The organism is Stenotrophomonas sp. SMYL20, assembly GCF_036320045.1.
GTDB lineage: Bacteria > Pseudomonadota > Gammaproteobacteria > Xanthomonadales > Xanthomonadaceae > Stenotrophomonas > Stenotrophomonas maltophilia_A.
Genome location: NZ_JAWIRT010000005.1, coordinates 142,176 through 166,456 on the forward strand (window position 1 = coordinate 142,176; position 24,281 = coordinate 166,456).

Below are 24,281 nucleotides of genomic sequence, written 5' to 3' on the forward strand. Positions count from 1 at the left end.
CTGGTTACGTTAGCTTGAACCTAACGAAATGCCGCCCATGGAACGCCGTCACCTGGAGTACTTCGTCACTCTGGCCGAGGAGCTGCACTTCGGTCGTGCGGCCCTGCGCCTGGGAATTGCCACTCCCACGCTGAGCGTGCAGATCCAAGACATCGAGCGTCGGCTCGGCACGCGCCTGTTCGACCGCGGCCGGCGCGAGGTGCTGCTGACCTCGGCAGGCGAGGTGTTCCTCGCGGAAGCCCGCGATGTGCTGCGCCGGTTCGAACAGGCCGAAACCCTGGGCCGGCGCGCGGGGCGGGGTGAGATCGGCAAGATCGAGATCGGCTACGTCGGCTCGGCGCTGTATGCCGGAGCATTGCAGGATCAGCTCAGCCGGTTCCGCAGCCGCTACCCGGGCGTGGAACTGCAGGTGAGCGAATGGCCGATGGGCGAGCTCCCGCAGCTGCTGCAGGAAGGACGGGTGGATGTGGTGTTCTGCCGGCCTCCGATGGATGTGCCCGACAGTTTCGGCGAACACACCCTGGTCGAAGACCAGTTCTGCGTGGCCCTGCCGGAAACCCATCCGCTGGCGCAGGCCCGGTCGCCGGTGCAGCCGGCGTCATTGGCCCGGGAGGGTTTCGTCATGCCGGAGCAGCCGGTGGGCGCAATGGAAGTCGGGCGCCGCGGCGGGTTCATTCCACGTATCCGTTCCCAGCCCGGGCATCTGGCGGCGGTGTTGGCCGAGGTGTCGGTCGGCGTTGGTTCGGTGGCGATCGTGCCATCGGTACTGCAACGCACGCTGGTGCTGCCCGGAATGATCTATCTGCCACTGGCGGGCCCCACCATCGTCTCGACCATCGCTGTGCAGTACCGGCGGGCAGAGACTTCGCCAGTGGTGCGGCGGCTGATCGAGCAGGTGAAGGAGACACCGTGCAGGCGCATCGACATGTTGCCCCTGGCCTGAGCGCCGCGCGGCAGGTGGACGATTGCTACACTGGTGCCACCTGCATTCGCATTTGATGGACACCATGAACAACGGGAACGGTCCGCAGACAGTTCGCTGAGCCGCAACAACGATGCAGACGTTGTTGCGGTGATCATCCCTGCGATGCACGCGAATTGGATGGATCACCGCCGGATTCACTCTGGGCGGAGACTCCCCATGTTCAATCGTCAGGCCCCGCGTTGGGCCCATACCCTGCCATCGGCCATTGCGCTGATGGCGCCGTTCGACCTCCTGGCCTCGCTGGCCATGGATATCTATCTTCCCGTGGTACCGGTGATGCCGCAGGCATTGCAGACATCACCAGCGGTGGTGCAGCTCACGCTGAGCATCTATCTGCTGGTGCTCGGCCTGGGCCAGTTGCTGTTCGGTCCGTTGTCCGACCGCATCGGGCGGCGGCCGGTCCTGTTGCTGGGGGCGTTGCTGTTCGCGCTTTCGTCGTTCGCGCTGGCCATGTCCAGCAGTGGCGCGGCATTCCTGGCCTGGCGAACCGTACAGGCGGTGGGGGCGTCGGCGGCACTGGTGGCGACCTTTGCCACAGTGCGTGATGTGTATGCTGATACAGCCGAAGGCGCGTCGCTGTACGGGCTGTTTGCCTCGATGCTGGCCTTCGTGCCGGCGCTGGGACCGATCCTCGGCGCCCTGCTGGCAGGCGCCTTCGGCTGGCGCGCGATCTTCGTTCTGCTTGGCGTACTGGGCATGATCGCCGGTATGCGCGCGGTACGGCATTGGCAGGAAACCCGCCCGCAGTGCCGGGACGCGTCGCGACCCGCGCTACGACGCATCCTCGGCAACGGCGCGTTCTGGGTCTACACACTGGGCTTCAGTGCGGGCATGGGCACGTTCTTCGTGTTCTTCTCGGTCGCGCCCCGGCTGCTGGTCGGGCGCATGCAGTACTCGCCGCTGTCGTTCAGCCTGGCCTTCGCCACGGTGGCGCTGGTGATGATCGTCACGGCGTGGATGGCGAACGTGTGCATTGCCCGCTGGAACGTGCGCGGTACCTTCCTGCGTGGCCTGTGGGTGATGGTGGCCGGCGTACTGCTGATGGCGTTGGCCGCAGCGTGGCCTCCCTCGTTCGTCGGAGTGGTGCTGCCCATGTGGGGCATCGCGGTGGGGCTGGTGATGGTGGTTTCGGTGGCTGCAAGCGGCGCGCTGCGTGATTTCGCCGATGCGTCAGGTACGGCGGTGGCCCTGTACTACGCCGTGCAGAGCCTGATCGTGGCAGGCATCGGCACGCTGGTTACCCTCGTGCTGCCCGGCGACACCGTGTGGCCGCTGGTGGCCTATGGGTTGCTGTTGCCACTTGCCAGCCTGGCAGGTGCCGCCGCGCTGCGGCATCGCGCATAACGCTGGGTGGCGGGCAAAAAAGGGGGCGGCCGCAAGGCCGCCCCAACCCGTCAAGAGAGCACGTGTTTAGAAGCGCACAGACCAGCGTGCGGTGGCGCCATGGTCGCGGCTTTCACTGCCGAACTGGCCGCTGTAGCCCAGCTCCAGCTGCTGCCGCGGGGTCAGCCATGCCGACAGGCCCAGCTCGGCCACCACGGCGTTGTCGGCAATTGGTGCGCCCTCGACCGCGAAGGTGCTGCTGCTGTTGGCGAAAGCCAGGTTGGCCACCTGGCTGCGGTCGCCAGAGGCGCGGCGATAGCCCACGCCACCGCGCAGGTGCAGCCAGCTGTCCTGCTGGAACGAGGCCTTCAGGCCCTTGTCGAAGCGCAGGCCAGCGGTGGCGATGGTGGTGCCGGTGTCGTCCACCTTGCCGTGCAGTGCGGCCGCGCCGCCACGCTCGTTGATCTGCTTCAGGTCCACTTCCACGCGGGCGACCTGCAGGTACGGCTCCAGCCCGCCTTCCGCATTGCCGAAGCGGTAGCCCGCTTCGATGAAGGCCTGGCGCGTACGTGCGTTGTAGCGCGCGCTGAGGCTGTCGCTGAAGCCGGCGAAGGCAACATCACGCGTGCTCTTCACTTCGTTGCGGCTCCATGCCACGCCACCACGCAGGCCGAACCCGCCCCAGGTGTGGCTGGCATAGGCGCCGAAGTGCGTGTTGTCGATCTTCGACTTGGCACGACGCTCCTGCTGCTTCACGTCGGTGCGGCCTGTACCGGCCAGCACGCCGATCTGCCAGCCACCGAACTCGCGGTCGATGCCGACCAGCAGGCCGTTGCTGTTGGCGTCGGTGCGCGCGGTGTTGCTGTTGCCATCCAGCTTGCTGTTGCCGCCCAGTGCCTGCACCCAGGCGCCGGTGGCATCACCCGCATCGGCACCGGGTGCGGTGGCACCGGCACGACGTGACAGTGCGGCATCGCGCACATAGCGGCTGCCCTCGACCAGGGCCAGCGCCGTGGCCGGATGCAGCTCGCCGCTGAGGCCATCGAGCACGCCACCCACCTGTTGCGGGAACAGTTGGGTCAGCGGCTTGGGCAGGCCCTGGTTGATCGCCAGTCCATCGGCCACCGCCGCGGCCGCACGCTGGTTCGGCGTGGTGGCGGCGCTGGCGAGCGAGGCACCCCGGGTCACGTCGATGCGGGTGCCATTGGCGCCGTAGGCCAGGCTGAACTGCAGGAACGGCGAGAACGCGCTGAAGTCGGTTTTCGCGAACTGGCCGCTGACACCGCCGTCGGCGCGGATGAAATTGAACTGCTCGCCGAGGTAGTAGGTACCCGGCTCCGGCAGTGCGACCAGGGTGCCGCCGAGAGTGGCGGTGCCGGTTACGTGCAACTGGTCACTGCGGCCGCCCGGGGCAAGTTCGGCGGCATAGACGCCGGTTGCGCCCTGCACGTAGTTGCCGTTGATGGTCAGCGTGCCGATCGAATTGCCGGGCGCGATGATGCCGTCCACACGGGTGTTGCCCAGCGTGCCGATGCCCTTCAGCAGGCCGTTGGCACCGACCGTGGTGGTGCCGCCGGTCTGCGTGCCGTTGAAGGACACCACGCCACCGTTGACCGTCAGGTTGCTGTCCTTCAGCAGGCCGCTGCTGCTGACCGTGCTCACGCCTCCGGTGGTGTTCAGGGCGGTGGAGACCAGCGAGCCGTTGAGCAGGAACTGGCCACCCTGGACCTCGACCGCTGACGTGAGTGTGTTGGTGCCGTTCAATTCCAGCGTGCCGTCCTGCAGCACTGCGCCGTTGAAAGTGTTGCCACCACTCAGGCGCAGCCAGCCGATGCCGGACTTGGTCAGCTTGCCGGGGCCGCCGATGTCGTTGGTCCAGTCATCCCAGGCATCGCCTTCCCACACCTTCAGGCCACCGGCCTTCTGGTTCATTACCACGTTGGTGTCCACGCGCAGCGAGCCGTAGCCTTCGATGGCCTTGCGCAGGTCGACCATGCCCCAGCCGTAGATCTCATCGACGCCCGGATCGCCCAGATCGCGGGCGGTGGTCAGCAGCACGTCGCGGACCTGTGCGCTATCGAGATAGGGGAAGCGCTCAAAAAGCAGCCCGAGAGCACCGGTAATGTGCGGGGCCGCCATGGACGTTCCGCTCTTCTCTCCATAGCCGTGCGTCGGCACGCGCTGAGTTACGTCAAGCGAGATGTTGCCATTCGCATCGGTGCGAATATCTGCCGTTGGCGGGGCAGAGGGGTCGTAGGTAGTTGAGTTGATGTCTGTCCCAGGCGCCGCAATGCACCAGTTGGCGCTCAGGCCACATTTGTTTGATCGATTGCTCAGCGTCAAGTCCTCCTGGACGTTGACCACGCTGAGCCAGTACCGCTCGATGTCGGGAAGGGCTCGCGGCAAGGTTGCATATATGCCGGCAATCGGACTTTCCTCAGGCGTGGGAATTTCCACATCAGTATTGCCGGCTGCCCAGACCTGAATCATGCCCCTGGCGCGTGCGCCGTCCGCGAAGATGGAGAGTCTCTCAAGCCATTCGGGATCGCTGTATCGGCTATCAAATTCAGCTGCTGACTTGGGCTCTTCAGCCAATCCCCAGCTGTGATTGATCGCACGCACGCCCTGGGTATTCATCTGATCGTATAGATCGACAAGCGCCGAATTCTCTGGCCCTGTGGACTTAACCCGCGTATCAAGACCGAGTCCTTTGAGATAGATCTCGGTGACGCTGTTAAAGAACAATCTGGCGACGGTCAGATCTGCACCGAATCCCACGCCATGCATGCCTGCGCCATCCCGATTGGCAGCGATGGTGCCACCCACATGGGTGCCATGATCCTCATAGGATGCGTTTCGCAGGAGCTCGCTAATCTGCGGGTCGCGCAGAATCAGATCGGCAATGAACTTGGGCATCTTGGGATCAAGCGTATACCGCTGAACCTGCACCTCATCGCCAGCACTGGAGAAGCATGCATCCGGACCCGTCAATGCAGTCCTGTTCGTACACCGGCTGCCATCGCTCAACAGATCAGCAATAGTGATGCTGCGATGATTCTTGCCGGCGAATTCCGGGTGATCCAAGCCGGTGCCGCTGTCGAACACCCCCAGCCGGACGCCAGTGGCGGTCAGCCCCCGCGCGTACGCAAATTGGGCATTCATTGCACCCAGACCCCAGTCGGCATTGAATTCGTCCGTGCGCCAGCTGGCCGGGTCACCCGGCTTACCGAGAATCGAAGTGGTGCTGGCTGCTGCTGCGGCTGCTGCAACCGGCAACTGAAGGGGCGTGGAAGAGGGCGCCGACGTGGCAGGTTGCGCCCAGGCCGCCTGCAATTGTCGCTGTTGCTGCCAGGTGTCGAGTGATTCGCTGGCGATGGCGGGCGTAGCAGCCAGCAGCAGGGAACTGGCTACAGCCAGTGCGAGGCGGCTATGCATCGGAGAACGGGAGTGGGACGAACGGCCGTGCAGCGGGTGATTCATCGGACAACTTCCTTGGATGACGGACTACAAAACCGTTAACGCCAAGGCACGGCGATACCCCCCAGCTATGTGGCAGGAATTTTATGAACACGTTAATTGGGCGTGACGCTGGCGTTCACTCCATCTCCCGGAGGCCTCGCTACCGTGGCCCGGCCTGGGCTCACCAGGCTTATCAAGGAGTGATGTCGATGCGTACTTTCAGGAAAATGATCGCGGGTGCGGTGTTCGCCTTGGCCTGCAGCGGTTCGGTTGCTGTGGCTGGGCCGATTCCGCCATGCGATCTTCCCTGTTGGAAGGCTTACCAGGCGTGTCTGTCCGGTGGCGTTGATGCGATGGAATGCCAGTACGAATACGATCGTTGCATCATGGATCGCTGCGGCGCTGTGTAAGCAGTGGCAATGCAGGATTGATGACGAGCCCCGTCCCTGACGGGGCTCTTCTGTTTCAGCGCCGCCCGCTTGCAGGCCATGCACGCAGCGGCGAGGATGGGGAATCGCATCGGAGCCGCCGCACATGGCCGTCAAACGTGTCGTCGCCAACATCGCCACGCCTGACCCTGCGCGTGCCGCAGCGTTTTATGGCGAGCTGCTGGGCATGCCGGTGGTGATGGACCACGGCTGGATCATCACCCATGGCGGCGAGGGCAGCGCGCTGGCGCAGGTCAGTTTTGCCAGTGAAGGGGGTTCCGGCACCGCAGTGCCGGACCTGTCGATCGAAGTGGACAATCTGCAACAGGTACTGGAGCGCATGCGCGCGGCCGGCATCCCGCTGGAATATGGCCCGGCCGATGAGCCCTGGGGCGTGCGCCGCTTCTTCGTCCGTGACCCGTTCGGGCGGTTGTTGAACATCCTCGCCCACACCTGAGCGGCAGAACGTCCGTCAGCGCCGTTTGGCACTGGTCGGTGGCACGCCGACCATGCGCAGGCAATCATCCACCACGGCGGCGATGAAGGCATCGGCATTCTGTGCGGGTGTGGCGATCAGGTCGTCGGTGGCGCCGTGCACGCCGGCATAGATCAACGAGGCGGTGACTTTGGGCGCTGGAAGCTGCCACAGAGCTGCGGCATTGCCTGCTTCGAGGATGCCCAGCAGTTGCTGCTGGATCGCATTGCGTTCGGCGTTGCCACGCTGGTGGTGATGATGGTTGGCGTACACCACGTCGTGCAGTGCATGGGTGCGCACATAAAGTTCGATGTTGGCGCGGATCCAGGCGCGCAGGCGCGCTACGCCATCGCTGGCCGGGTAATGCTGCACGGCGCGGTCGACGTCTTCCATGAAACGCCGGGTATAGCGCTGCGCCAGCGCCTGCAGAATCTCGGTGCGCGAGGCGAAATAGGTATAGAAGGTGCCCTTGGCAACGTCGGCTGCGGCGACGATGTCGCTGATGGTGGTGGCATCCACTCCCTTTGACAGGAACAGCGCCTGCGCGGCGTCCATCAGTTCTTCCTGGCGGGTTTCCGCAGGTTTGGTGCGTGGCCTGGCGACAGCTGGGGTCTGCATGTGGGAGGGATCCGGGTGCGACGGGAACCATTCTAGCTGGCCTGTGGCACCGACTGACCGTCAGTCATTGACCGACGGTCAGTCAATGGCTAGGATGCGCACACATCCTTCCCCCGGGAGCCGTACATGCGACGTTTCCAGCGGCCGGCCCTGGTGCTGGCGGCCTACCTCGGCACATTCCTCGCCTCGCTGGACATCAGCATCGTCAACGTCGCCCTGCCGACCCTGCAGCAGGCGTTGAATACCGACATGGCCGGCCTGCAGTGGGTGATCAATGCGTATGCAATCGCGCTGTCGGCGTTGATGCTGTCGGCGGGGCCGCTTGGGGACCGTTACGGTCATCGGCGGATGTGGCTGCTCAGCGTCGCCACCTTCACGCTGGGGTCGCTGCTGTGCGCCTGTGCCGGCAATCTTGCGACCTTGGTAGCCGGGCGTGCAGTGCAGGGCATCGCGGGCGCTTTGTTGATTCCCGCCGCAATGCCGATCCTCAGCCACGCGTTTCCCGACGCGCGCCAACGTGCACGTGCGATCGGTGGCTGGTCGGCGTTCAGTGCGCTGGCCCTGGTGCTTGGCCCGCTGCTGGGCGGCGTGCTGGTACAGCGCGTCGGATGGCCCAGCATCTTCCTGATCAACCTGCCGTTGGGCCTGCTCGCACTGGCGCTGGGCGCCTGGGGAATTCCGGAGCGGCGGCATCCGCAGCACGCTGCGCTGGACCCTGCCGGGCAGCTGCTCAGCGTCGTCGCGCTGGGTGCGCTGAGCTATGGCCTGATCGCGATCGGCGCGCATGGCCTGCTGGCCCCAGTGACGCTGCTGGCGCTGGGCGTGGCAGCTGCCGGGTTGATCCTGTTCGGCATCGTCGAACGCCGGGTGGCACGCCCATTGCTGCCGCTGGACCTGTTTGCCGACCGCCGCTTCGGCATGTTCAACCTGGCCTCGTTCGTGCTGGGCTTCACTGCCTATGCCAGCCTGTTCTTCCTGTCGCTGTTCTTCCAGCAGGCGCAGGGGCACAACGCTGCGCTGGCAGGCTCCCAGTTGGCCTCGCAGTTCCTGTTGATGGGTGCCGTCTCGCTGTTGTTCGGGCGTCTGGTCGCCCACCTCGGGCTGCACGCCGCGCTGGTGCTGGGCTATGCCCTGGCCGGGGCGGCGCTGTGCGCGATGGCCACGTTCGAACCGGCTACTTCGCACGCCTATTCCAGTGCTGTGCTGGTGCTGCTTGGCATTGGAATGGGGCTGGCAGTGCCGGCGACCGGCATGGCGGTCATGGCCAGCGCGCCGGTCGAGCGCGCGGGTATTGCCTCAGCCACGATGAACGCGTTACGTCAGGCAGGCATGAGCCTGGGCATCGCGCTGCTGGGCAGCCTGATGGGCCAGCGCGCCGTGCAGCAGTTCGCCGCGTCCGCGCAGGCGGCCGGGCAGCGGGAGCTGGCGGCACAGGCGCGCGAACTGATCCTGCAACCGGGCTCGATGCACGCCACGCCGCAGATGCTGACGTGGTATCGCAGTGCGATGGCCAGTGGTTTCGGATGGGCGATGGCTGTGGCCGGTGCGCTGGCCCTGCTTGCGGCGCTCGGGCTGTATCGGCAGCGCGCACCGGCCTGACGCGCTGCATTCAGCCCTGCTGGCGTTGCGGACCCGCTGCCGTGCGTTCGATCTCCTGAGGCTGTTGTTGCTGCTGGCGCGCATTGGCGTGGCGAGCGTGTCCACCTTCACGACCGATCTCGGCCATGTGCTGGCGGTTGCGGCTGATCGCCTCGCCGCCCTTGCGGCCTGCGACACGTGCCTCGGCCGGACTGAATTCATGCGCGTTGCCGGAGGCATGTGCGGCGCGCCCGCCCTTGGCCGCGATCGCGCGCTGCTTTTCCTGGTCCATTGATGCGAAACCCCGGTTGGAGCTGCGCGGGTTCTGCTCAGTCATGTGAAATCTCCTGCGGTATGGGCGTCGCCTTCGTAGACGACGGCATCCATGCTTGGCCATCGCACGCTAAGTCCAGGTCGCCATCTTCGCCCCGGTTTTCACGCGCCCTGCGCACGGGGCTGATCAGGCAGCCATTCAGGCGGGCGCTGCCTTCGCTGCGGCGATCTCGCTCAACTGCGGCAGCAGGGCCGCAGGAAGACAGTGAGGATGGAGTGTTGCGTAGAAGCACACGTGCATCCACCGGTGATCATGATGGGGCCACCGTTGCTGTTGATAGGATGCGCAACAACGCCACTCGCCTGGCCACGACAGGGACGTAGAACATGAACAGGGTTGGATTGATCGCAGTGCTGGCCTGTACCGCTCCCGTCCACGCAGCCAGCCCTCTGTTGTCCGGCAGCTTCGTCCACGTTGGCTACTCGGGCAGCGACGAACAACTGCCGGCTGCGCAGTTGCCGCTGTTCCTGGATGAACTGCAGGACCTGGGCAACGACACGATCATCCTCGGTCAGGTGCGTGCCACCCGTGCCGGCGTCGGCTGCGCCAGCGGCGTGCAGGATTTCGAATGGATTGCCGGCTTTCCCGGCAAGCTCGGCACCGTGCTCGATGCGGCGGCCGCGCGCGGCATGAAGGTCGTGGTCGGCACCACCTACAGCTCGGGGCAGTGCGCCACCTTCTGGCAGGGGCAGAACGCAACGGCCGTGGCACAGGATGCGGCGCAGTCGCTGGCCCAGCTGGGCCAACAGTACGGATCGCATCCGGCGTTCGCTGGCTGGTACATCACCGACGAGCCAGCACAGGTGCCGGCTGATCGCGCGCCGTTCTACCGTGCGATCGTGACGGCGCTCAAAGGCAGTACACCCTCGCAGCCGGTGATGGTGGCCCCCTACCTGGCGTCATCCAGCGTGGATCCGGCCAGCGTGGGCCGGGCTGCTGCACAGTTCCGTACGGCCACCGGCGTGGATGTGCAGATCTGGCAGGACGGCATCGGCGCCGCCTCGCATGCACGCCTGTTCCAGTGGGATCGCCCGGGTCATTCCACCGAGGCGTATTACGAGGCGCTGTCGGCGGCGCTGGGGGCCAGCGGCCTGTGGGCCGACATCGAACTGTTCAACCATGGCAGTCCCTTGTTCCTGGAAACCGGCAACGGATTGTCCGGTGCCTATCGCTCCGCGTCGGTGCAGCGTATCAACCAGCAGTTGTGGAGCGCGCGTTCGGCCGGCAAGCGCGTTGCCTGGCTCAACCAGTACCACATGTCCGAGGTGGTCGGCCCCGGCCAGGGCTATGCCGAATCGTCGCGGATGATGAACACCTATCGCGGGCTGTATGGGCTCGGCGCGTCCTACCTCGTCGATCCGGTGCAGACCACCTACAGCTACAGCGTGACGCCGGATGCGAACTATCCCGACAGCACCGGGCATGAACTGTTCGATCGTCGGGTGGGGGATCCGCGCAACCCGATGGATGCAGGCTGGGTAGGCGTGCATGGCAACGCCAGCATCACCATCGACCTGGGCCAGCGCCGGCGGGTGGACTGGATCGGCCTGCATACGATGACCCGCCCGGCGTGGGGCATCGTCACGCCGACAGCTGTGGAGGTGATGTGTGCCGAGCCGGGCGCCGCTGCGGTGAAGATCGGTGTGCTGTCGGCGCCATTCACCCAGGCCGGACTGAGCGGTTCGACCGAAGAGGAATACGTGCTGGGCAACGCCGCGCCGCTGGCCGCGCAGTGCCGCACGCTGGAGCTGCGGTTGGCCAATGGCAGCTGGACGTTCCTCAGCGAAATCGAGATGGCGGCCGAGCAGTAAGCGCCTCAGCGTTGGGGCGTGCCGCGCAGTCGCTGCGCGAACGGCCGCTGTTCAAGTGCCTGCAGTGCGTCGCGCAGCACCTGCTCCAATGACTGTCCAAGATCGGCATCGAGGCTGCGCGCCGCGCGTGCCGTGGCCTGCCACTGCGCCTGCAGCGCCGGCAACGCCTGCAACGCGCGCGGGCTCAGCTGCAGGATGCGCTCGCGGCTGTCTTCACCGACCGCAGCGTGCAGCCAGCCGTCGCGCACCATAGCTGAAACCGTCTGGCTGAGCGCCGAATGGCTGAGCCCGCAGGCCAGTGCGAGATCCTTGATGCGGCAGGGTCCCTGCGCCATCAGCGTGCGCAGCACCGGGGTGTAGCGCGGCCGGTAGTCCAGTTTCAGGTCGCGGTAGGCCTGCTCGACCGCCGGGTCCAGCTGGTCGAGCAGGGCCCGCAGCAGTGTTCCCAGGGTGGCATGTTGGAGATCCATGGTGGCGATGATATATAAGCGCTTACATATCATCAACATGGGGTGCGGTCATGGCGGTTTCGTGGATCCTGGGCGCGCTGCTGGCGGCGTCCTGCCCGGCCCAGGACGCGGTGCTGCAGGCGGCGGCCACGGCGATACAGGCGCAGTACCTGGACGTGGCCGAAGGCGCGCACATTGCCGAGGCCGTGCGCGGCTGGTCCACCCAGCAGCGCTATGTGGACAGCTGCGCGGACCCCAAGGCGTTCAGCGCACGCTTGAACCAGGATCTGGACGTGTTCGATGGCCACTTCCATGTCGAGCGGGTGGATGCCCGCGCCGGCCAGGACGACTGGCTGATGGCCTGGCGCGCGGATGCGCGCAGCAATGGTGCGGGCGTGCGCGAGGTGCGGGTGCTGGAAGGCAACATCGGTTACCTGCGCCTGAGCACCTTCTATCCGCTCGATCTGGCCCGGCCGAAGCTGGCTGCTGCCTTCACCCTGCTGGCCGACACCGATGGCCTGGTGCTGGACCTGCGCCAGAACGGTGGTGGCGATGACGGCAGTGCGGACCTGCTGGTGCGGACCCTGCTGGCGCCGGAGATCACCCAGGTGCAGTCACTGCAACGCCGTGGCCAGCGCAGTCCGGTACCGTTGCCACCGGCGAGCCTGGGGCTGTACCTGAAGCCGCTGGTGGTGCTGATCGACCGCCGCACCGGGTCGGCCGCCGAATTCGTCGCGTACTCGCTGCAGGCGCAGGGGCGGGCACGTGTCGTTGGTAGTCGAAGTGGCGGCGCGGCACATATGTTCGATGATCCTGTGCTGCTGCCGGATGGCTATCAGATCAGCATTCCCGACCGGCAGCCGATCAACCTCCGTACCGGAACCAACTGGGAACGCACCGGCGTCACGCCTGATGCAGCAGGCGGTGACGATCCGCTGTTCGTCGCCCGGCAGCTGCTCGCCCGATCGGCATCGCCAGAATGAACGCACAATTGCAACCGCGCCCTATCGCAGACGACATGCAGCGTGCCTAGAATCGATGCATCCCGGTAGTTCCCGGGCGCTTCGAGTGAATGGACTCAATGAAGATTCTGTTGACCGGCAGTTCCGGGCGGATCGGGCGTGCGATCTTCGGCGCGCTGGCGGCGGCCCACGAAGTGGTGGGGCTGGATCGCAGCCCATTCGCCACCACCCGCATCATTGCCGATGTCACCGATCGTCAGGCCGTGATCCGGGCAGTGCAGGGCGTCGACGCGGTGATCCATACCGCCGCCCTGCACGCACCCCATGTCGGCCTGGTGCCGGATGCGGTATTCCAGCAGATCAATGTGGAGGCGACCGCACACCTGTTGCAGGCTGCCCGCGAGGCCGGTGCACGCCGCTTCGTGCTGACCAGCACCACGGCGCTGTATGGCCATGCGGTGGTGGCGGGCGGTTGCCGCTGGATCGATGAAGATACCGAGCCGCTGCCACGCACCATCTATCATCGCAGCAAGCTGCAGGCCGAGGCGTTGGCTGAAGCCGCTGCGGCGCCGGGCTTCAGCGTGCGCGTGCTGCGCATGGCCCGCTGTTTCCCCGAGCCACCGGAGCGGATGGCGATGTTCCGCCTGCACCGCGGCATCGACGCGCGCGACGTGGCCAGCGCACATGCCGCGCTGCTGCACGATGAGGGCGCTGCCTTCGCACGCTACATTGCCTGCGCACCGACGCCGTTCCTGCGTGAGGATTGCCTGGAACTGGCGACCCAGCCCCGCAGGGTGCTGGCCCGCCGCGCCCCGCAGTTGCTGGCCGAGTTCGAGCGCCGTGGCTGGCCGCTGCCGCTGAGCATTGACCGCGTCTACGACAGTGCACTGATGCGCAGCACACTGGGCTGGCAGCCGCGCTTCGGCCCGGACGACGTGCTGCAGCAGTACGCGGTTGGCAGCATCGAGGTGCTGCCGCGGGCGGAATGGATCAAGGACCGCGTGGCCGAATAGGGCGGCAGCGGGGCGGGTTCCTGACCCGACCCTGAGCAGGTTCAGGAATGTGCAGATGGACCGCCTCAACCTCGTTCGCAGGCGGCCGCTAACCCGGTGCGCTTCCAGCGCCGGGCGTGTCCCGGCGGCCGGTGGCCTGCGCGACGGATCGCGCACCTGCGCGGTGCCCTCGCGGTGCCGGTCGTCCTGAACTGCCATGCGGACCCTTCCATGCCTTCTCCCCGTTCCGCCGCTGCCCGCCGCCCGGGCAGCATCGCCCACAAGCTGATGCTGGGCACCGCTGCGATCGCGCTGCTGTGCTTCGGCCTGACTGCGTTCCTGATCTACCGCCAGGCCAGCGCCAGCCTGATCGACGCCTCGCGCCAGACCATGGCCAGCGAAGCCACCGCCGAAGCCCGCCAGGTCGCGGCCGATCTGGGCACCGCCTTTGCCAGCAACGACGCCATGGTCGAGGCCGTGCTCGCCCAGCGCGCGCGCGGCGATGTTCCGGACCGTGCCAGCCTGGCTGCCGTGCTGGGCGAGCAGCTGCGCACCCACCCCGAGTGGCTGGGCAAGAGCACCATGTGGGAGGCCGACGCCTTCGATGGCAAGGATGCCGAGTTCGTCAACACCGAAGCGCACGATGCCACCGGTCGTTACATGAGCTACTGGGCCTGGCACGATGGCAAGCCGCAGCAGTCGACGATGACCGACTACACCGAGACGGCCAGTGGCTCCGGTGACTGGTACATGGTGCCCAGCCGCGACAAGCTGGCGAAGGTAAGCGAGCCCTACGCCTACGACATCGGTGGCCAGCAGGTGCTGATGAGCACGCTGAGCACGCCGATCATCGAAAACGGCCGGTTCCTCGGTGTATTCACTGTGGACTTCTCGCTGGCGGCGCTGCAGAAGCACCTGGCCACGCTGAAGCCGATGGGCGCCGGGCGCGTCGAACTGCTCTCGCCAAATGGCGTGGTGCTGGCCTCGGCCAATGCCGCCGAAATCGGCAAGCCGCGTGGCGACGCATTGACCCGCAGCATGCTGGCAGACATCGCCGCCGACCGCCGGTTCGAAGCCTTCACTCCGGATGCCGCCGGCAACGTGCGCGTATACGTGCCGCTGCGTGTGGGCGATGCGCCGCAGCGCTTTGCACTGGGTGTGGTGATGCCGCACGCGGTGATCGTGGCCGAGGCGCGCCAGCTGCTGTGGCTGACCCTGCTGGTTGGTGTGGTGGCCGCGCTGACGCTGAGTGCCGGTGTCTATGTGCTGCTGCGCCGGTTGGCGATCCGCCCACTGGCCGAAGCCGTGCGCGTGGCCGGCGACGTCGCCGCGGGCAAGCTGGACAGCACCCTGCCGGCACGCAGCAACGACGAAGTGGGCCGCCTGCTGGACGCGATGCAGGGCATGCGGGGGCAGCTGCAGTCGGTGATGGCGGCGCAGGCGGAAATGGCGCGTCGCCATGACGCCGGTGAAATCAGCTACCGCATGGACGCCTCGGCGTTCCCGGGTGAGTACGGCCGGATGGTGGCTGACAGCAACCAGCTGGTGGCCTCCAGCAACGCCGTCACCCAGCGCCTGGTCGACGTGATGCAGCGCTATGCGGTGGGTGACCTGAGCGTGGACATGGAAGCGCTGCCGGGCGAGAAGGCAGTGTTCACCGCTGCAATGGCCACCACCAAGAGCAACCTGGCGGCGATCAACGATCAGATCCAGCAGCTGGCCGCCGCCGCAGCGGCCGGCGATTTCGCGGTGCGCGGCGACACGCTGCGCTTCGACCACGACTTCCGCCGCATGGTGGAAACCCTCAACACCATGATGCAGGTCAGCGACCACAACCTGGCCGAGCTGTCGACGCTGCTGCGCGCGATTGCCGCAGGCGACCTCAGCGCGCGCATGCAGGGCGACTTCCACGGCGTGTTCGCGGTGATGCGCGACGATGCCAACAGCACCGTGCAGCAGCTGACCCAGATCGTTGGCCAGATCCAGCAGTCGGCCGCCAGCATCCGCCTGGCGGCGGGTGAGATCGCCGCAGGCAACAGTGACCTGTCGCGCCGCACCGAGCAGCAGGCGGCGAACCTGGAAGAGACCGCGGCCTCGATGGAAGAGCTGACCTCCACGGTGCGCCAGAATGCCGACCACGCGCTGCAGGCCAACACCCTGGCCGGCTCCGCAGCGGGCGTGGCCAGCGAAGGCGGGCAGGTGGTCAGCCAGGTGGTGCAGACCATGGAACAGATCGAGGCCTCCTCGCAGCGCATTGCCGAGATCATTTCGGTAATCGATGGCATCGCGTTCCAGACCAACATCCTGGCGCTGAACGCGGCGGTGGAAGCGGCGCGTGCCGGCGAACAGGGCCGCGGATTCGCCGTGGTCGCCAGCGAAGTGCGTGCGCTGGCCCAGCGCTCGGCAGGCGCGGCCAAGGAGATCAAGGAGCTGATCGACGCCTCGGTGGCGCAGGTCGGTGCCGGTGCGCAGCTGGTGCACGGCGCGGGCCGCACCATGCAGGAAATCGTCGGCCAGGTCGGCCGAGTGAACGAAATCATGGCCGAGATCTCGGCAGCCTCGCGCGAGCAGTCGGCGGGCATCGAGCAGGTCAACCAGACCGTGGTGCAGATGGACGAGACCACCCAGCAGAACGCCGCGCTGGTGGAAGAAGCCAGTGCCGCTGCGCGCGCAATGGAAGAACAGGCCGAGCAGCTGGCGGTGGCGGTCTCGCGCTTCCGCCTGCAGGCCGAGCCGGTGGCTACGGTCCGCCGCGCGGCCTGATCCTGTTGCGCGCACATGAAGACGCCCGGCCAAGGCCGGGCGTCTTCATGTCTGCTTGATGCTATGCCAGGCCGGAGTGCGGCGGCAGCATCGCGTCAGAACATGCCTTCGAAGGGATTCCAGCTGGCTTTGCCCTTCACCTGCTCCAGGTAGTAGCTGTAGTTGGTGCTGGCGGCAACCAGGAAGTTCATGGCGATGAACAGCGGGCGCGCGATGATGTCCGGCAGGAACAGGGACACGATGCCCAGCACGAGGCCGATGCCGATCACCACCAGCGCCTTGCGCCACATGCCCAGAATGAACAGGTAGATGAAGCCGAAGAAGAAGGCGAAGAAGTTGATGTTGATCTTGAGGCGGTCGCCGAAGGACAGCGCCTTCCAGGCTTCCTTGAAGCGCGGCTCCTTCGGAGCGCCGTGCTGCTGGAAGAAATTGAAGCGGAACTGCCACTTCGGGCTGAAGCGGGAGAGGTCGACGGCGTTCATTGACGATTACGTCCTTGTAGGAAAACGGTTACATGATACGAGGCCTACGGTTCAGGAAACTACCCTCAACCGTCAAAAATGTGACGCGCCCGGCATGTGCAGGCCTGCGGCGGGGCGCCGCACCGTCACCCATCCGCCTTGTTTTTAGGATAGGGTGCGCAGTTCCGCTGCCGCCCCAGCTGAACCCGGGCGGCGGTGGGATGTCCATGGAGGTTGCATGACCACACCTGCTATACCGGAAAACGCACCGGGACCGGTGCTCCTGCCGACACCTGAAGTGGTGCAGGCACAACAACTGCTCGCACGCCAGCAACTGGCGGTAGCGATGGACCGTGCACGCACGGCCGCTACGCAGAACGCGGCCGCGGCCGCGCTGGAAAGCGAGTAATCCGCAACACCGCCGATCGCGCTGGCGTGCTGCCAGCGCGATGGCGGCGCGCGCCGCCGGTCAGAACCGCGCGGTCATGCTCATGAAGTAGCTGCGCCCGGCCACGAAATAGTCGGTGGAGCCTTCGGCATACAGCTTCTTGTCGGCCAGGTTGCTGACGCCGCCGCGCAGGGTCAGTACCTCGTTGACGTTCCAGGCAGCGGTCAGGTCATACAGGGTGTAGGCCTTGAGGAAGGTCGTGGCCGTACCGGTCTGCTTGCCGGTGTACTGCGCCGACAGGCTGCTGGAAAACACCGTGTTGGGCGTCCAGTCCAGCGACGAATAGCCGGAAAACTCCGGCGTATCGATCAGGTTCCTGCCGGTGGTCAGGTTCTTGGCTTCCTTCATCCAGGTGGCCGAGGTGCGCCAGCGCCACTGCTCGCCGAAGCGGAAGTTCAGGTTGCCTTCCATGCCGCTGGTACGTGCGCGCTGCACGTTGCTCATGCGCGTCCACCAGATGCCGTTGAACTCGCCCAGCGGCGCGTATTCGATCTTGTTCTTGAAGTCGGTATGGAAGTAGGTCAGGCCGGCATCGAGCAGGTCGTTGTCGAAGCTGATGCCGATCTCGCGGTTGGTGCTGGTTTCCGGGTCCAGGTCCGGGTTGCCGGCCATGTAGCAGCCGCCACGGGTATAGCCCAGCGGAATCAGCGAGGTGCAGCCGCGGCCGCCGGACTGGGTGGCCGCGGTGGCCGAATTCTCGGTCAGGCTGGGCGCGCGGAAGCCCTTGGAGACGCCACCGCGGATCGTCCACTGTTCGGCCGGGTGCCAGACCAGGTACGCACGCGGGCTGACGTGGCTGCCGAACTTCTCATGGTGGTCCAGGCGTGCGCCCAGGGTCAGCGCCAGCGTGCGGTGCAGCTTCAGTTCGTCCTCAACGAACAGTGCCCAGGTATCCACTTCCAGGTTGGAGCCGCTGACGGCATTGCCGGCATAGTCGATCGGCGCGCGGCCGATGGTATCGGTATTGGTCAGTTCCTGGCGCTTCCACTGGCCACCGACGGCGAACTGGTGTTCAACGCCCAGGGTGAACGGCGTGGTCAGGCTGCCTTCGATGATGGTATCGGTCGCCTCGGAGCGGCCGGTGGCGCCGATGTCGTTCTTGTACTCGGTCCAGTAGGCGCTGAGCTTCGAGTTGCCGAAGCTCCACTTGCCATCGTGGTTGAGCGCCAGCGAGCTGCGCTTGAGTTCGCTGGCACCCCAGGCGCCTTCGTCCTGCTTTTCCAGCGACGCGTCGATGAAGGCCTGCTGCACGCCGTGGCCGGCTTCCAGCGACAGTTCCTGCGCATCGCTGAGCTTCCACTGCAGCAGCGCGTCGACATTGCGGTCCTTCTCGCCGGCGTAGGCATTGCCATAGACACCACCGTTGGAGCGGTCGGAGTCGCGGCGCATGCTGTTGGCACCGATGCGCAGGCCGAAGCGCTCGCCGAGCGGACCGGAGAACGTCGCACCGATCTGCTGGGTATCACCGCGCTTGCCATCACCCGGGCGGGTATAGCTGTGGGTGGCGCTGCCGTTCCAGTCATCACCGATGCGCTTGGTGATGATGTTGATCACGCCGCCCATGGCGTCGGAGCCGTACAGCGACGACATTGGTCCGCGCACCACCTCGATCCGTTCGATCTGGTCGGGCGAGATCCAGTTCAGATCCTGGCGGCCGAGGTCGGGCCGGTAGTTGGTCGAGGCCGAGCTGCCCATGCGCTTGCCGTCCACCAGCACCAGCGTGTAATTGGACGGCATGCCACGCAGCTTGATCTTGGACTGCTCGCCGACCGCGCTGAGGCCACCGGTCACGCCCGGCACGCGGCTGAGCAGGGTGGCCAGGTCGTGCACCGGCTGGCGCTCGATGTCCTCGCGGCTGATCACGCTGATGCTGGCCGGTGCATCCTTGATCCATTGCTGGTTGCCCGAGGCGGTGACCACCACGGTATCCAGATCCTTGGTGGAGGCATCGGCGCTGGCCTCTGCGGCGGCCAGGCCGGGCAGGGCCAGCAGGCAGGCGGTGGCCAGAGCGCAGGCCAGGCGGGTGCGCGGCAGGCGCGCGGAAGGGGTACGGAACGACAGGGACATGACGGCTTCCATCGGAGGAGGGGGACCCGGTGGAAGCAGCAGGCGCACGCAGACAGCAGGCAGCCCCCTTCCATGGGTCGTTGGGCGCTGGGTTGGAACCGGCGCAGCTGGGTGGGTCTCGGCCGTGCGGAAGACGGTGACCTGCCTGGTTAATGAAATGATAACCGTTCGCGTTTGTTACGATCCAGTACCTGGGGCGACCAAGTGACATCCGTTCCCCTGCCCCGGCACTCGCCTGCTGTTTGCTGAATGGGGATAAATCCCGGCGTAGACCTTCGCACTCGGCTTACATCCGGCGCCCTAGACTGAGCCGCATTTTCGATTCCGCCCCGTTGGAGATCGTGTGGGTTCCGGTAGTGACAGACAGCGACTGCGTGGCGTGACGCCGACGCAGCCAGGACAAGTGCGGGCGCCGGGAAAGCGCGCCGGGAACCTTGGTGCATGCAGCCCGGCCGGGATGGCCGGCCGTGCCGACTGCGCGGAGTAGGCGGCAATGGAGGTGCAGACCATCCATGCGGAAGCAGATACGTCCCGGCTTGATGCCGGCTGGACGCTGCTGCCGGCCGAATCGCCGTTGCAGATGCCTGAGCAGACCCTGCGCGAAGGCCAGCTGAAGGTTCGCCGCCACCGCACCTCGCCGCGGCTGATCGGCCTGCGCCGGTTCTATATCTTCGGCGGCACGCTGGCGATGACCGCCATCGCTACCCGGATGATGTGGCGGGTGCTGTCGGCCAATGGCATCAGCGTGCTCGAGGCCTGCCTGCTGGTGCTGTTTGTCGGCCTGTTCGCCTGGATCGCGCTGTCTTTCGCCAGCGCCGTGGCCGGCTTCCTGACTGCCGTGTTCGACCGGGGGTATCGCCTCGGCATCGACCCGGACAAGCCACTGCCGACGGTGCACAGCCGCACCGCGCTGCTGATGCCGACCTACAACGAAGATCCGCGCCGGCTGCTGGCCGGCCTGCAGGCGATCTACGAGTCGGTGGCCGCCACCGGCCAGCTCGACCGGTTCGACTTCTTCGTGCTCAGTGATACCCGGCGCGAAGACATCGCGCGGGCCGAGGAGCAGGTGTTCGCCGAACTGCGCGAGCGCGTGCCCGATGGCCAGGCGCGGCTGTTCTACCGCCGCCGTGGCGACAACAGCGGGCGCAAGGCCGGCAACATCGCCGACTGGGTCCGCCGCTTCGGCGGCGCCTACCCGCAGATGCTGATCCTCGACGCCGACAGCCTGATGACCGGCGACAGCATCGTGCGCCTGGTCGCGGGCATGGAGCACAACGCCGACGTCGGCCTGATCCAGACCCTGCCGTCGGTGATCGGCGGGCGCACCCTGTTCGCGCGCATGCAGCAGTTCGGCGGCCGTGTGTACGGTCCGGTGATCGCCCGTGGCGTGGCCTGGTGGCACGGTGCCGAGAGCAATTACTGGGGCCACAATGCCATCATCCGCACCCGCGCCTTCGCCGATCAGGCCGGGCTGCCGGCGCTGCCGGGGCGCAAGCCGTTCGGTGGCCACGTGCTCAGTCATGACTTCGTCGAAGCGGCGCTGATGCGTCGGGGGGGCTGGGCCGCGCACATGGTGCCGTACCTGGGCGGCAGCTATGAAGAAGGTCCGCCGACCCTGACCGACCTGCTGGTGCGCGACCGCCGCTGGTGCCAGGGCAACCTGCAGCACGGCAAGGTGGTCGGCAGCCGTGGCCTGCACTGGATCAGCCGCATGCACATGCTGATCGGCATCGGTCATTACTTCACCGCGCCGATGTGGGCGATGCTGATGCTGATCGGCATCGCCATCCCGCTGTTCCAGGAAGGCATCGATTTCAACGCGCTGCTGCACCTGTCGCCCAGCGTGTACTGGCGGGCCCAGGACGAGGAACAGGTGGTGCGCCTGTTCGCGGCGACCATGGCGGTGCTGCTGCTGCCCAAGGTGCTGGGTTACCTGGCGATGCTGCTGGACCCGGTCGACCGCCGGGGGTGTGGCGGTGCCCTGCGCGCGTTCGTCTCGATGCTGGTGGAAACCGTATTGGCCGCGCTGATGGCGCCGGTGGTGATGTACGTGCAGTCGCGCGGCGTGGCCGAAGTGCTGTCCGGCCGCGATTCGGGGTGGGACGCGCAGCAGCGTGACGATGGTGGCATTTCGTGGCTGGCGCTGATCCGTGGCTACGGTGGGCTGGGGGTGTTCGGCGCCTTCATGGGCATGCTGGCCTGGGCGGTGTCGCCATCGCTGGCCGCGTGGATGGCGCCGGTGGTGATCGGCATGGTGCTGGCGGTACCGGTGGTGGCACTGACGTCTTCGCGTGGCCCCGGTGCCTTCCTGCACCGTCTTGGCCTGCTTGATATCCCCGAGGAGAACATCCCGCCGCCGGTGCTGGTACGCGCCGCGCAGCTGCGCCGGGAAGCGGCCGAACAACCGCCGCTGTACTGATCGTCCCGCGGCAGCGGCATAATGCGGCTCGAACTTGAAGGAGCCGCATCATGCTGCAAACGGTGGAACAGGAGACCGGCGCCTCGCCGCAGTGGTCGGTGATCTGGCTGCACGGCCTCGGTGCCGATGGCCACGACTTCGCGCCGATCGTGCCGGAGCTGGTGCGTCCGCATTGGCCGGCGCTGCGCTTCGTGTTCCCGCATGCACCGGTGCGGCCGATCACGATCAACAACGGCGTGCCGATGCGCGGCTGGTACGACATCGTCGGCATGGATTTCCGATCGCGCGCCGACATGGTGGGCGTGCAGGAATCGGTGGTGCAGCTGGATGCGCTGATCGCGCGCGAGATCGAGCGTGGCATCGCGCCGGAGAAGATCTTCCTGGCCGGTTTCTCGCAGGGGGGCGCGATCATTCTGACCGCCGCGCTGTCACGCACTGCGCCGCTGGCCGGCCTGATCGCGCTGTCCACCTACCTGCCCGAAGCCGACGGCGCAAAGCGCGCTGAAGGCGCCGTGCAGGTGCCGGTGTTCATGGCCCATGGCAGCAGCGATCCGGTGATTCCGCAGGCGGTGGCCGCACACAGTGCGCAGGCACTGCAGGCGCTGGGCCTGGAGGTGGAATGGCACAGTTACCCGATGGCCCACCAGGTCTGCGCCGAAGAGATCCAGGCGCTCGGTGACTGGTTGCAGGAACGCCTGGGCGCTGCCTGACCCATGCCGCCGGCCAGCGCCCCGCCCTGGATGCCGGAACTGTGCCGCCTGCCGCGGCTGGCGGCGATACTCGGCCTGGCCGAACTGGTGGTGGTGGTGCTGGCCCTGGCCCCGGATGGCAGCCGCCACTGGACCGTGGGCGAACTGCTGTCGGCCAGTGGTTTCGCGTTGTGGCTGGCGCTGGCCGTAACGGCCAGCCTGTGCCTGCTGCGGCAGGCGCTGTCGAAGCTGCCGCAGATGCTGGGCGCGGCAGCGGCGATTGCATTGGCGACACTGATCGCGGTGGTCTGCGCGGGCATCGTGCATGCCCTGTACGCGGTGCTTGGCGACAGCTTCGCCCGCGGCATCAGCTTCTGGCGCTTCACGCTGGGCAGCGCGGCGACGACGGCGCTGATCACAGCCTTGGCCCTGCGCTACTTCTATGTGAGTGATCGCTGGGCCGCGCAGGTACAGGCCAACGCACGCGCACAGGCCGATGCCCTGCAGGCGCGGATCCGCCCGCATTTCCTGTTCAACAGCATGAACCTGATCGCCAGCCTGCTGCATCGCGACCCGGTCGTGGCCGAGCGTGCGGTGCTGGACCTGTCCGATCTGTTCCGTGCCGCGCTGGGGGCGGGCGAGGGTGATTCCACCCTGCGTGACGAATGCGAGCTGGCCGAGCGCTACCTGTCGATCGAATCACTGCGCCTGGGCGAGCGCCTGCAGGTGCGCTGGCAGCGCGACGAACCGCTGCCCTGGGATCTTCCCCTGCCTCGCCTGGTACTGCAGCCACTGGTGGAGAACGCCGTGCTGCATGGCATCTCGCGGCTGCCCGAGGGTGGCACCATCGAGCTGCAGCTGATGCGCCAGGGCAATGAACTGCAGATCTGCGTGCGCAATCCGGCGCCCGACCCGCAGGCCCCCGGGCTGGCCCTGGCGCGCGGTGCCGGCCATGCCCAGCACAGCATCGGCCATCGGCTGGCCTGGCGCTTCGGCAGCGCCGCGCGGATGACGGCTGGCTGGAGCGAGGGCTACTATGCCTGCCAGGTGACAGTGCCGATCCAGTGAGGGAGCGATCGTGAGGGTAGTCATCGCCGATGACGAACCGCTGGCGCGTGAGCGCCTGCGCAGCCTGTTGGCCGCGCAGGACGGCGTGGATGTGGTGGCCGAAGCCGGCAACGGCGAGCAGGCCCTGCACGCGTGCGCGGAGCTGCAGCCGGACCTGGTCCTGCTGGATATCGCCATGCCCGGGCTGGATGGCCTGGAAGCCGCCCGCCACCTGGCCAGCTTCGAGCCACGGCCGGCGGTGGTGTTCTGCACCGCTTACGATGCGCATGCGCTGTCGGCGTTCGAGGCGGCCGCGATTGATTACCTGATGAAGCCGGTACGTGCCGAGCGTCTGGCCGCGGCCATCGCGCGCGCGCGCACGTTCCTGGCCGGCCGCGATGGCCAGCCACAGGACCACCGCGGGCAGCAGGCGCGCAGCATGCTGTGCGCGCGCCTGCGCGGCAGCCTGCGCTTGATTCCGTTGGACGACATCCATTACCTGCAGGCCGAAGAGAAGTACGTGGTGGTGCACCACGCGCGCGGCGAGGACCTGATCGAGGAATCGTTGAAGTCGCTGGAGGAAGAGTTCGCCAGCCGCTTCATCCGCATCCATCGCAACTGCCTGGTGGCGCGCCATGAGCTGGTGGAGCTGCGTCGTGGCACGGGTGGGCAGGTGCAGGCGATGTTGCGCCATGGCAAGCAACCGCTGGAAGTCAGCCGCCGCTGCGTGGCGACGCTGAAGCAGGAGTTGCGGCACCTGTGAGGTGTCCGCGCGGCCTGCGGCCGCGACTGCTTACAGATCAACATCAAGATCAACAGCAACAGCAACAGCAACAGCAACAGCAACAGCAACAGCAACAGCGGGTCATGGCTCGGTATTTCTACGTGCTGGGTCGGGGGGGGGGGGGGGGGGGGGGGGGGGGGGGGGGGGCGGGACGGGGGGGGGGGGGAGAGGGCGCAGACGGGGCGGCGG

At 66.7% G+C, this 24,281-nt stretch carries 20 protein-coding genes; 14 read left to right on the forward strand and 6 right to left on the reverse strand.

The window, feature by feature from the left end:
* The first annotated feature begins 37 nt into the window (after window positions 1–37).
* Together V3B48_RS05560 and cml are read left to right on the forward strand one after the other, a co-directional pair.
* Entirely contained in the window at window positions 38–943 is a 906-nt protein-coding gene (locus V3B48_RS05560) for a LysR substrate-binding domain-containing protein (protein ID WP_032128595.1), read from the forward strand.
* A 198-nt stretch (window positions 944–1,141) separates the two neighbouring features.
* On the forward strand, window positions 1,142–2,329 hold the full coding sequence (cml, locus tag V3B48_RS05565) for a CmlA/FloR family chloramphenicol efflux MFS transporter (protein WP_329893361.1): 1,188 nt from the start codon (window positions 1,142–1,144) through the stop codon (window positions 2,327–2,329).
* Between the two features lie 66 nt (window positions 2,330–2,395).
* On the opposite strand, the gene V3B48_RS05570 is transcribed toward cml, so the two are convergent.
* Window positions 2,396–5,788 carry an autotransporter domain-containing protein gene (locus tag V3B48_RS05570; RefSeq protein ID WP_329893362.1) on the reverse strand — a complete coding sequence of 1,131 codons (3,393 nt, stop codon included), beginning with the start codon at window positions 5,786–5,788 and terminating at the stop codon, window positions 2,396–2,398.
* Between the two features lie 188 nt (window positions 5,789–5,976).
* Between V3B48_RS05570 and V3B48_RS05575 the strand changes: the two genes are divergently transcribed.
* Together V3B48_RS05575 and V3B48_RS05580 are read left to right on the forward strand one after the other, a co-directional pair.
* Window positions 5,977–6,177 (forward strand): hypothetical protein, encoded by a 201-nt coding sequence (locus V3B48_RS05575; RefSeq protein WP_080291777.1) that lies wholly within the window; start codon window positions 5,977–5,979, stop codon window positions 6,175–6,177.
* Window positions 6,178–6,301: 124 nt separating this feature from the next.
* Window positions 6,302–6,652: a VOC family protein gene (locus V3B48_RS05580; RefSeq protein ID WP_182266744.1), complete on the forward strand. Its 351-nt coding sequence runs from the start codon at window positions 6,302–6,304 to the stop codon at window positions 6,650–6,652.
* A gap of 15 nt (window positions 6,653–6,667) precedes the next feature.
* On the opposite strand, the gene V3B48_RS05585 is transcribed toward V3B48_RS05580, so the two are convergent.
* Window positions 6,668–7,288, reverse strand: coding sequence for a TetR/AcrR family transcriptional regulator (locus V3B48_RS05585; protein WP_329893363.1), 621 nt, complete (start codon window positions 7,286–7,288; stop codon window positions 6,668–6,670).
* Between the two features lie 126 nt (window positions 7,289–7,414).
* Between V3B48_RS05585 and V3B48_RS05590 the strand changes: the two genes are divergently transcribed.
* Entirely contained in the window at window positions 7,415–8,887 is a 1,473-nt protein-coding gene (locus V3B48_RS05590; RefSeq protein ID WP_329893364.1) for an MFS transporter, read from the forward strand.
* Between the two features lie 10 nt (window positions 8,888–8,897).
* Here V3B48_RS05590 and V3B48_RS05595 read toward each other — a convergent pair whose 3' ends face one another.
* Window positions 8,898–9,203, reverse strand: coding sequence for a KGG domain-containing protein (locus tag V3B48_RS05595; RefSeq protein ID WP_032128582.1), 306 nt, complete (start codon window positions 9,201–9,203; stop codon window positions 8,898–8,900).
* A gap of 323 nt (window positions 9,204–9,526) precedes the next feature.
* On the opposite strand from V3B48_RS05595, the gene V3B48_RS05600 reads away from it, so the two are divergent.
* A complete protein-coding gene (locus V3B48_RS05600) occupies window positions 9,527–11,011 on the forward strand; it encodes a DUF4434 domain-containing protein (RefSeq protein WP_329893365.1) in 1,485 nt (494 codons plus the stop codon).
* A gap of 5 nt (window positions 11,012–11,016) precedes the next feature.
* Here V3B48_RS05600 and V3B48_RS05605 read toward each other — a convergent pair whose 3' ends face one another.
* Window positions 11,017–11,481 (reverse strand): MarR family transcriptional regulator, encoded by a 465-nt coding sequence (locus V3B48_RS05605; protein WP_032128584.1) that lies wholly within the window; start codon window positions 11,479–11,481, stop codon window positions 11,017–11,019.
* Between the two features lie 50 nt (window positions 11,482–11,531).
* Between V3B48_RS05605 and V3B48_RS05610 the strand changes: the two genes are divergently transcribed.
* From V3B48_RS05610 to V3B48_RS05620, 3 genes are all read left to right on the forward strand, one after another.
* Window positions 11,532–12,443, forward strand: coding sequence for a S41 family peptidase (locus V3B48_RS05610; protein WP_164080614.1), 912 nt, complete (start codon window positions 11,532–11,534; stop codon window positions 12,441–12,443).
* A 98-nt stretch (window positions 12,444–12,541) separates the two neighbouring features.
* On the forward strand, window positions 12,542–13,435 hold the full coding sequence (locus V3B48_RS05615) for an NAD(P)-dependent oxidoreductase (RefSeq protein ID WP_164080613.1): 894 nt from the start codon (window positions 12,542–12,544) through the stop codon (window positions 13,433–13,435).
* A 210-nt stretch (window positions 13,436–13,645) separates the two neighbouring features.
* Complete coding sequence (locus V3B48_RS05620) at window positions 13,646–16,177, forward strand: methyl-accepting chemotaxis protein (protein WP_032128587.1); 2,532 nt, start codon at window positions 13,646–13,648, stop codon at window positions 16,175–16,177.
* Between the two features lie 95 nt (window positions 16,178–16,272).
* Here V3B48_RS05620 and V3B48_RS05625 read toward each other — a convergent pair whose 3' ends face one another.
* Window positions 16,273–16,659, reverse strand: coding sequence for a DUF2628 domain-containing protein (locus V3B48_RS05625; protein ID WP_071227807.1), 387 nt, complete (start codon window positions 16,657–16,659; stop codon window positions 16,273–16,275).
* 217 nt (window positions 16,660–16,876) lie between these two features.
* On the opposite strand from V3B48_RS05625, the gene V3B48_RS05630 reads away from it, so the two are divergent.
* Entirely contained in the window at window positions 16,877–17,047 is a 171-nt protein-coding gene (locus tag V3B48_RS05630) for a hypothetical protein (protein WP_165929944.1), read from the forward strand.
* 60 nt (window positions 17,048–17,107) lie between these two features.
* On the opposite strand, the gene V3B48_RS05635 is transcribed toward V3B48_RS05630, so the two are convergent.
* Window positions 17,108–19,153: a TonB-dependent receptor gene (locus V3B48_RS05635; RefSeq protein ID WP_329893366.1), complete on the reverse strand. Its 2,046-nt coding sequence runs from the start codon at window positions 19,151–19,153 to the stop codon at window positions 17,108–17,110.
* A 493-nt stretch (window positions 19,154–19,646) separates the two neighbouring features.
* Between V3B48_RS05635 and mdoH the strand changes: the two genes are divergently transcribed.
* From mdoH to V3B48_RS05655, 4 genes are read left to right on the forward strand one after another with little or no spacing between them, the layout of a single operon-like run.
* Window positions 19,647–21,572: a glucans biosynthesis glucosyltransferase MdoH gene (mdoH, locus tag V3B48_RS05640; protein WP_032128590.1), complete on the forward strand. Its 1,926-nt coding sequence runs from the start codon at window positions 19,647–19,649 to the stop codon at window positions 21,570–21,572.
* A gap of 50 nt (window positions 21,573–21,622) precedes the next feature.
* Window positions 21,623–22,282, forward strand: coding sequence for an alpha/beta hydrolase (locus tag V3B48_RS05645; protein ID WP_080291776.1), 660 nt, complete (start codon window positions 21,623–21,625; stop codon window positions 22,280–22,282).
* 3 nt (window positions 22,283–22,285) lie between these two features.
* A complete protein-coding gene (locus tag V3B48_RS05650) occupies window positions 22,286–23,329 on the forward strand; it encodes a sensor histidine kinase (RefSeq protein WP_329893367.1) in 1,044 nt (347 codons plus the stop codon).
* Between the two features lie 10 nt (window positions 23,330–23,339).
* Window positions 23,340–24,071 (forward strand): LytTR family DNA-binding domain-containing protein, encoded by a 732-nt coding sequence (locus tag V3B48_RS05655; RefSeq protein WP_010481294.1) that lies wholly within the window; start codon window positions 23,340–23,342, stop codon window positions 24,069–24,071.
* Window positions 24,072–24,281 lie beyond the last annotated feature (210 nt).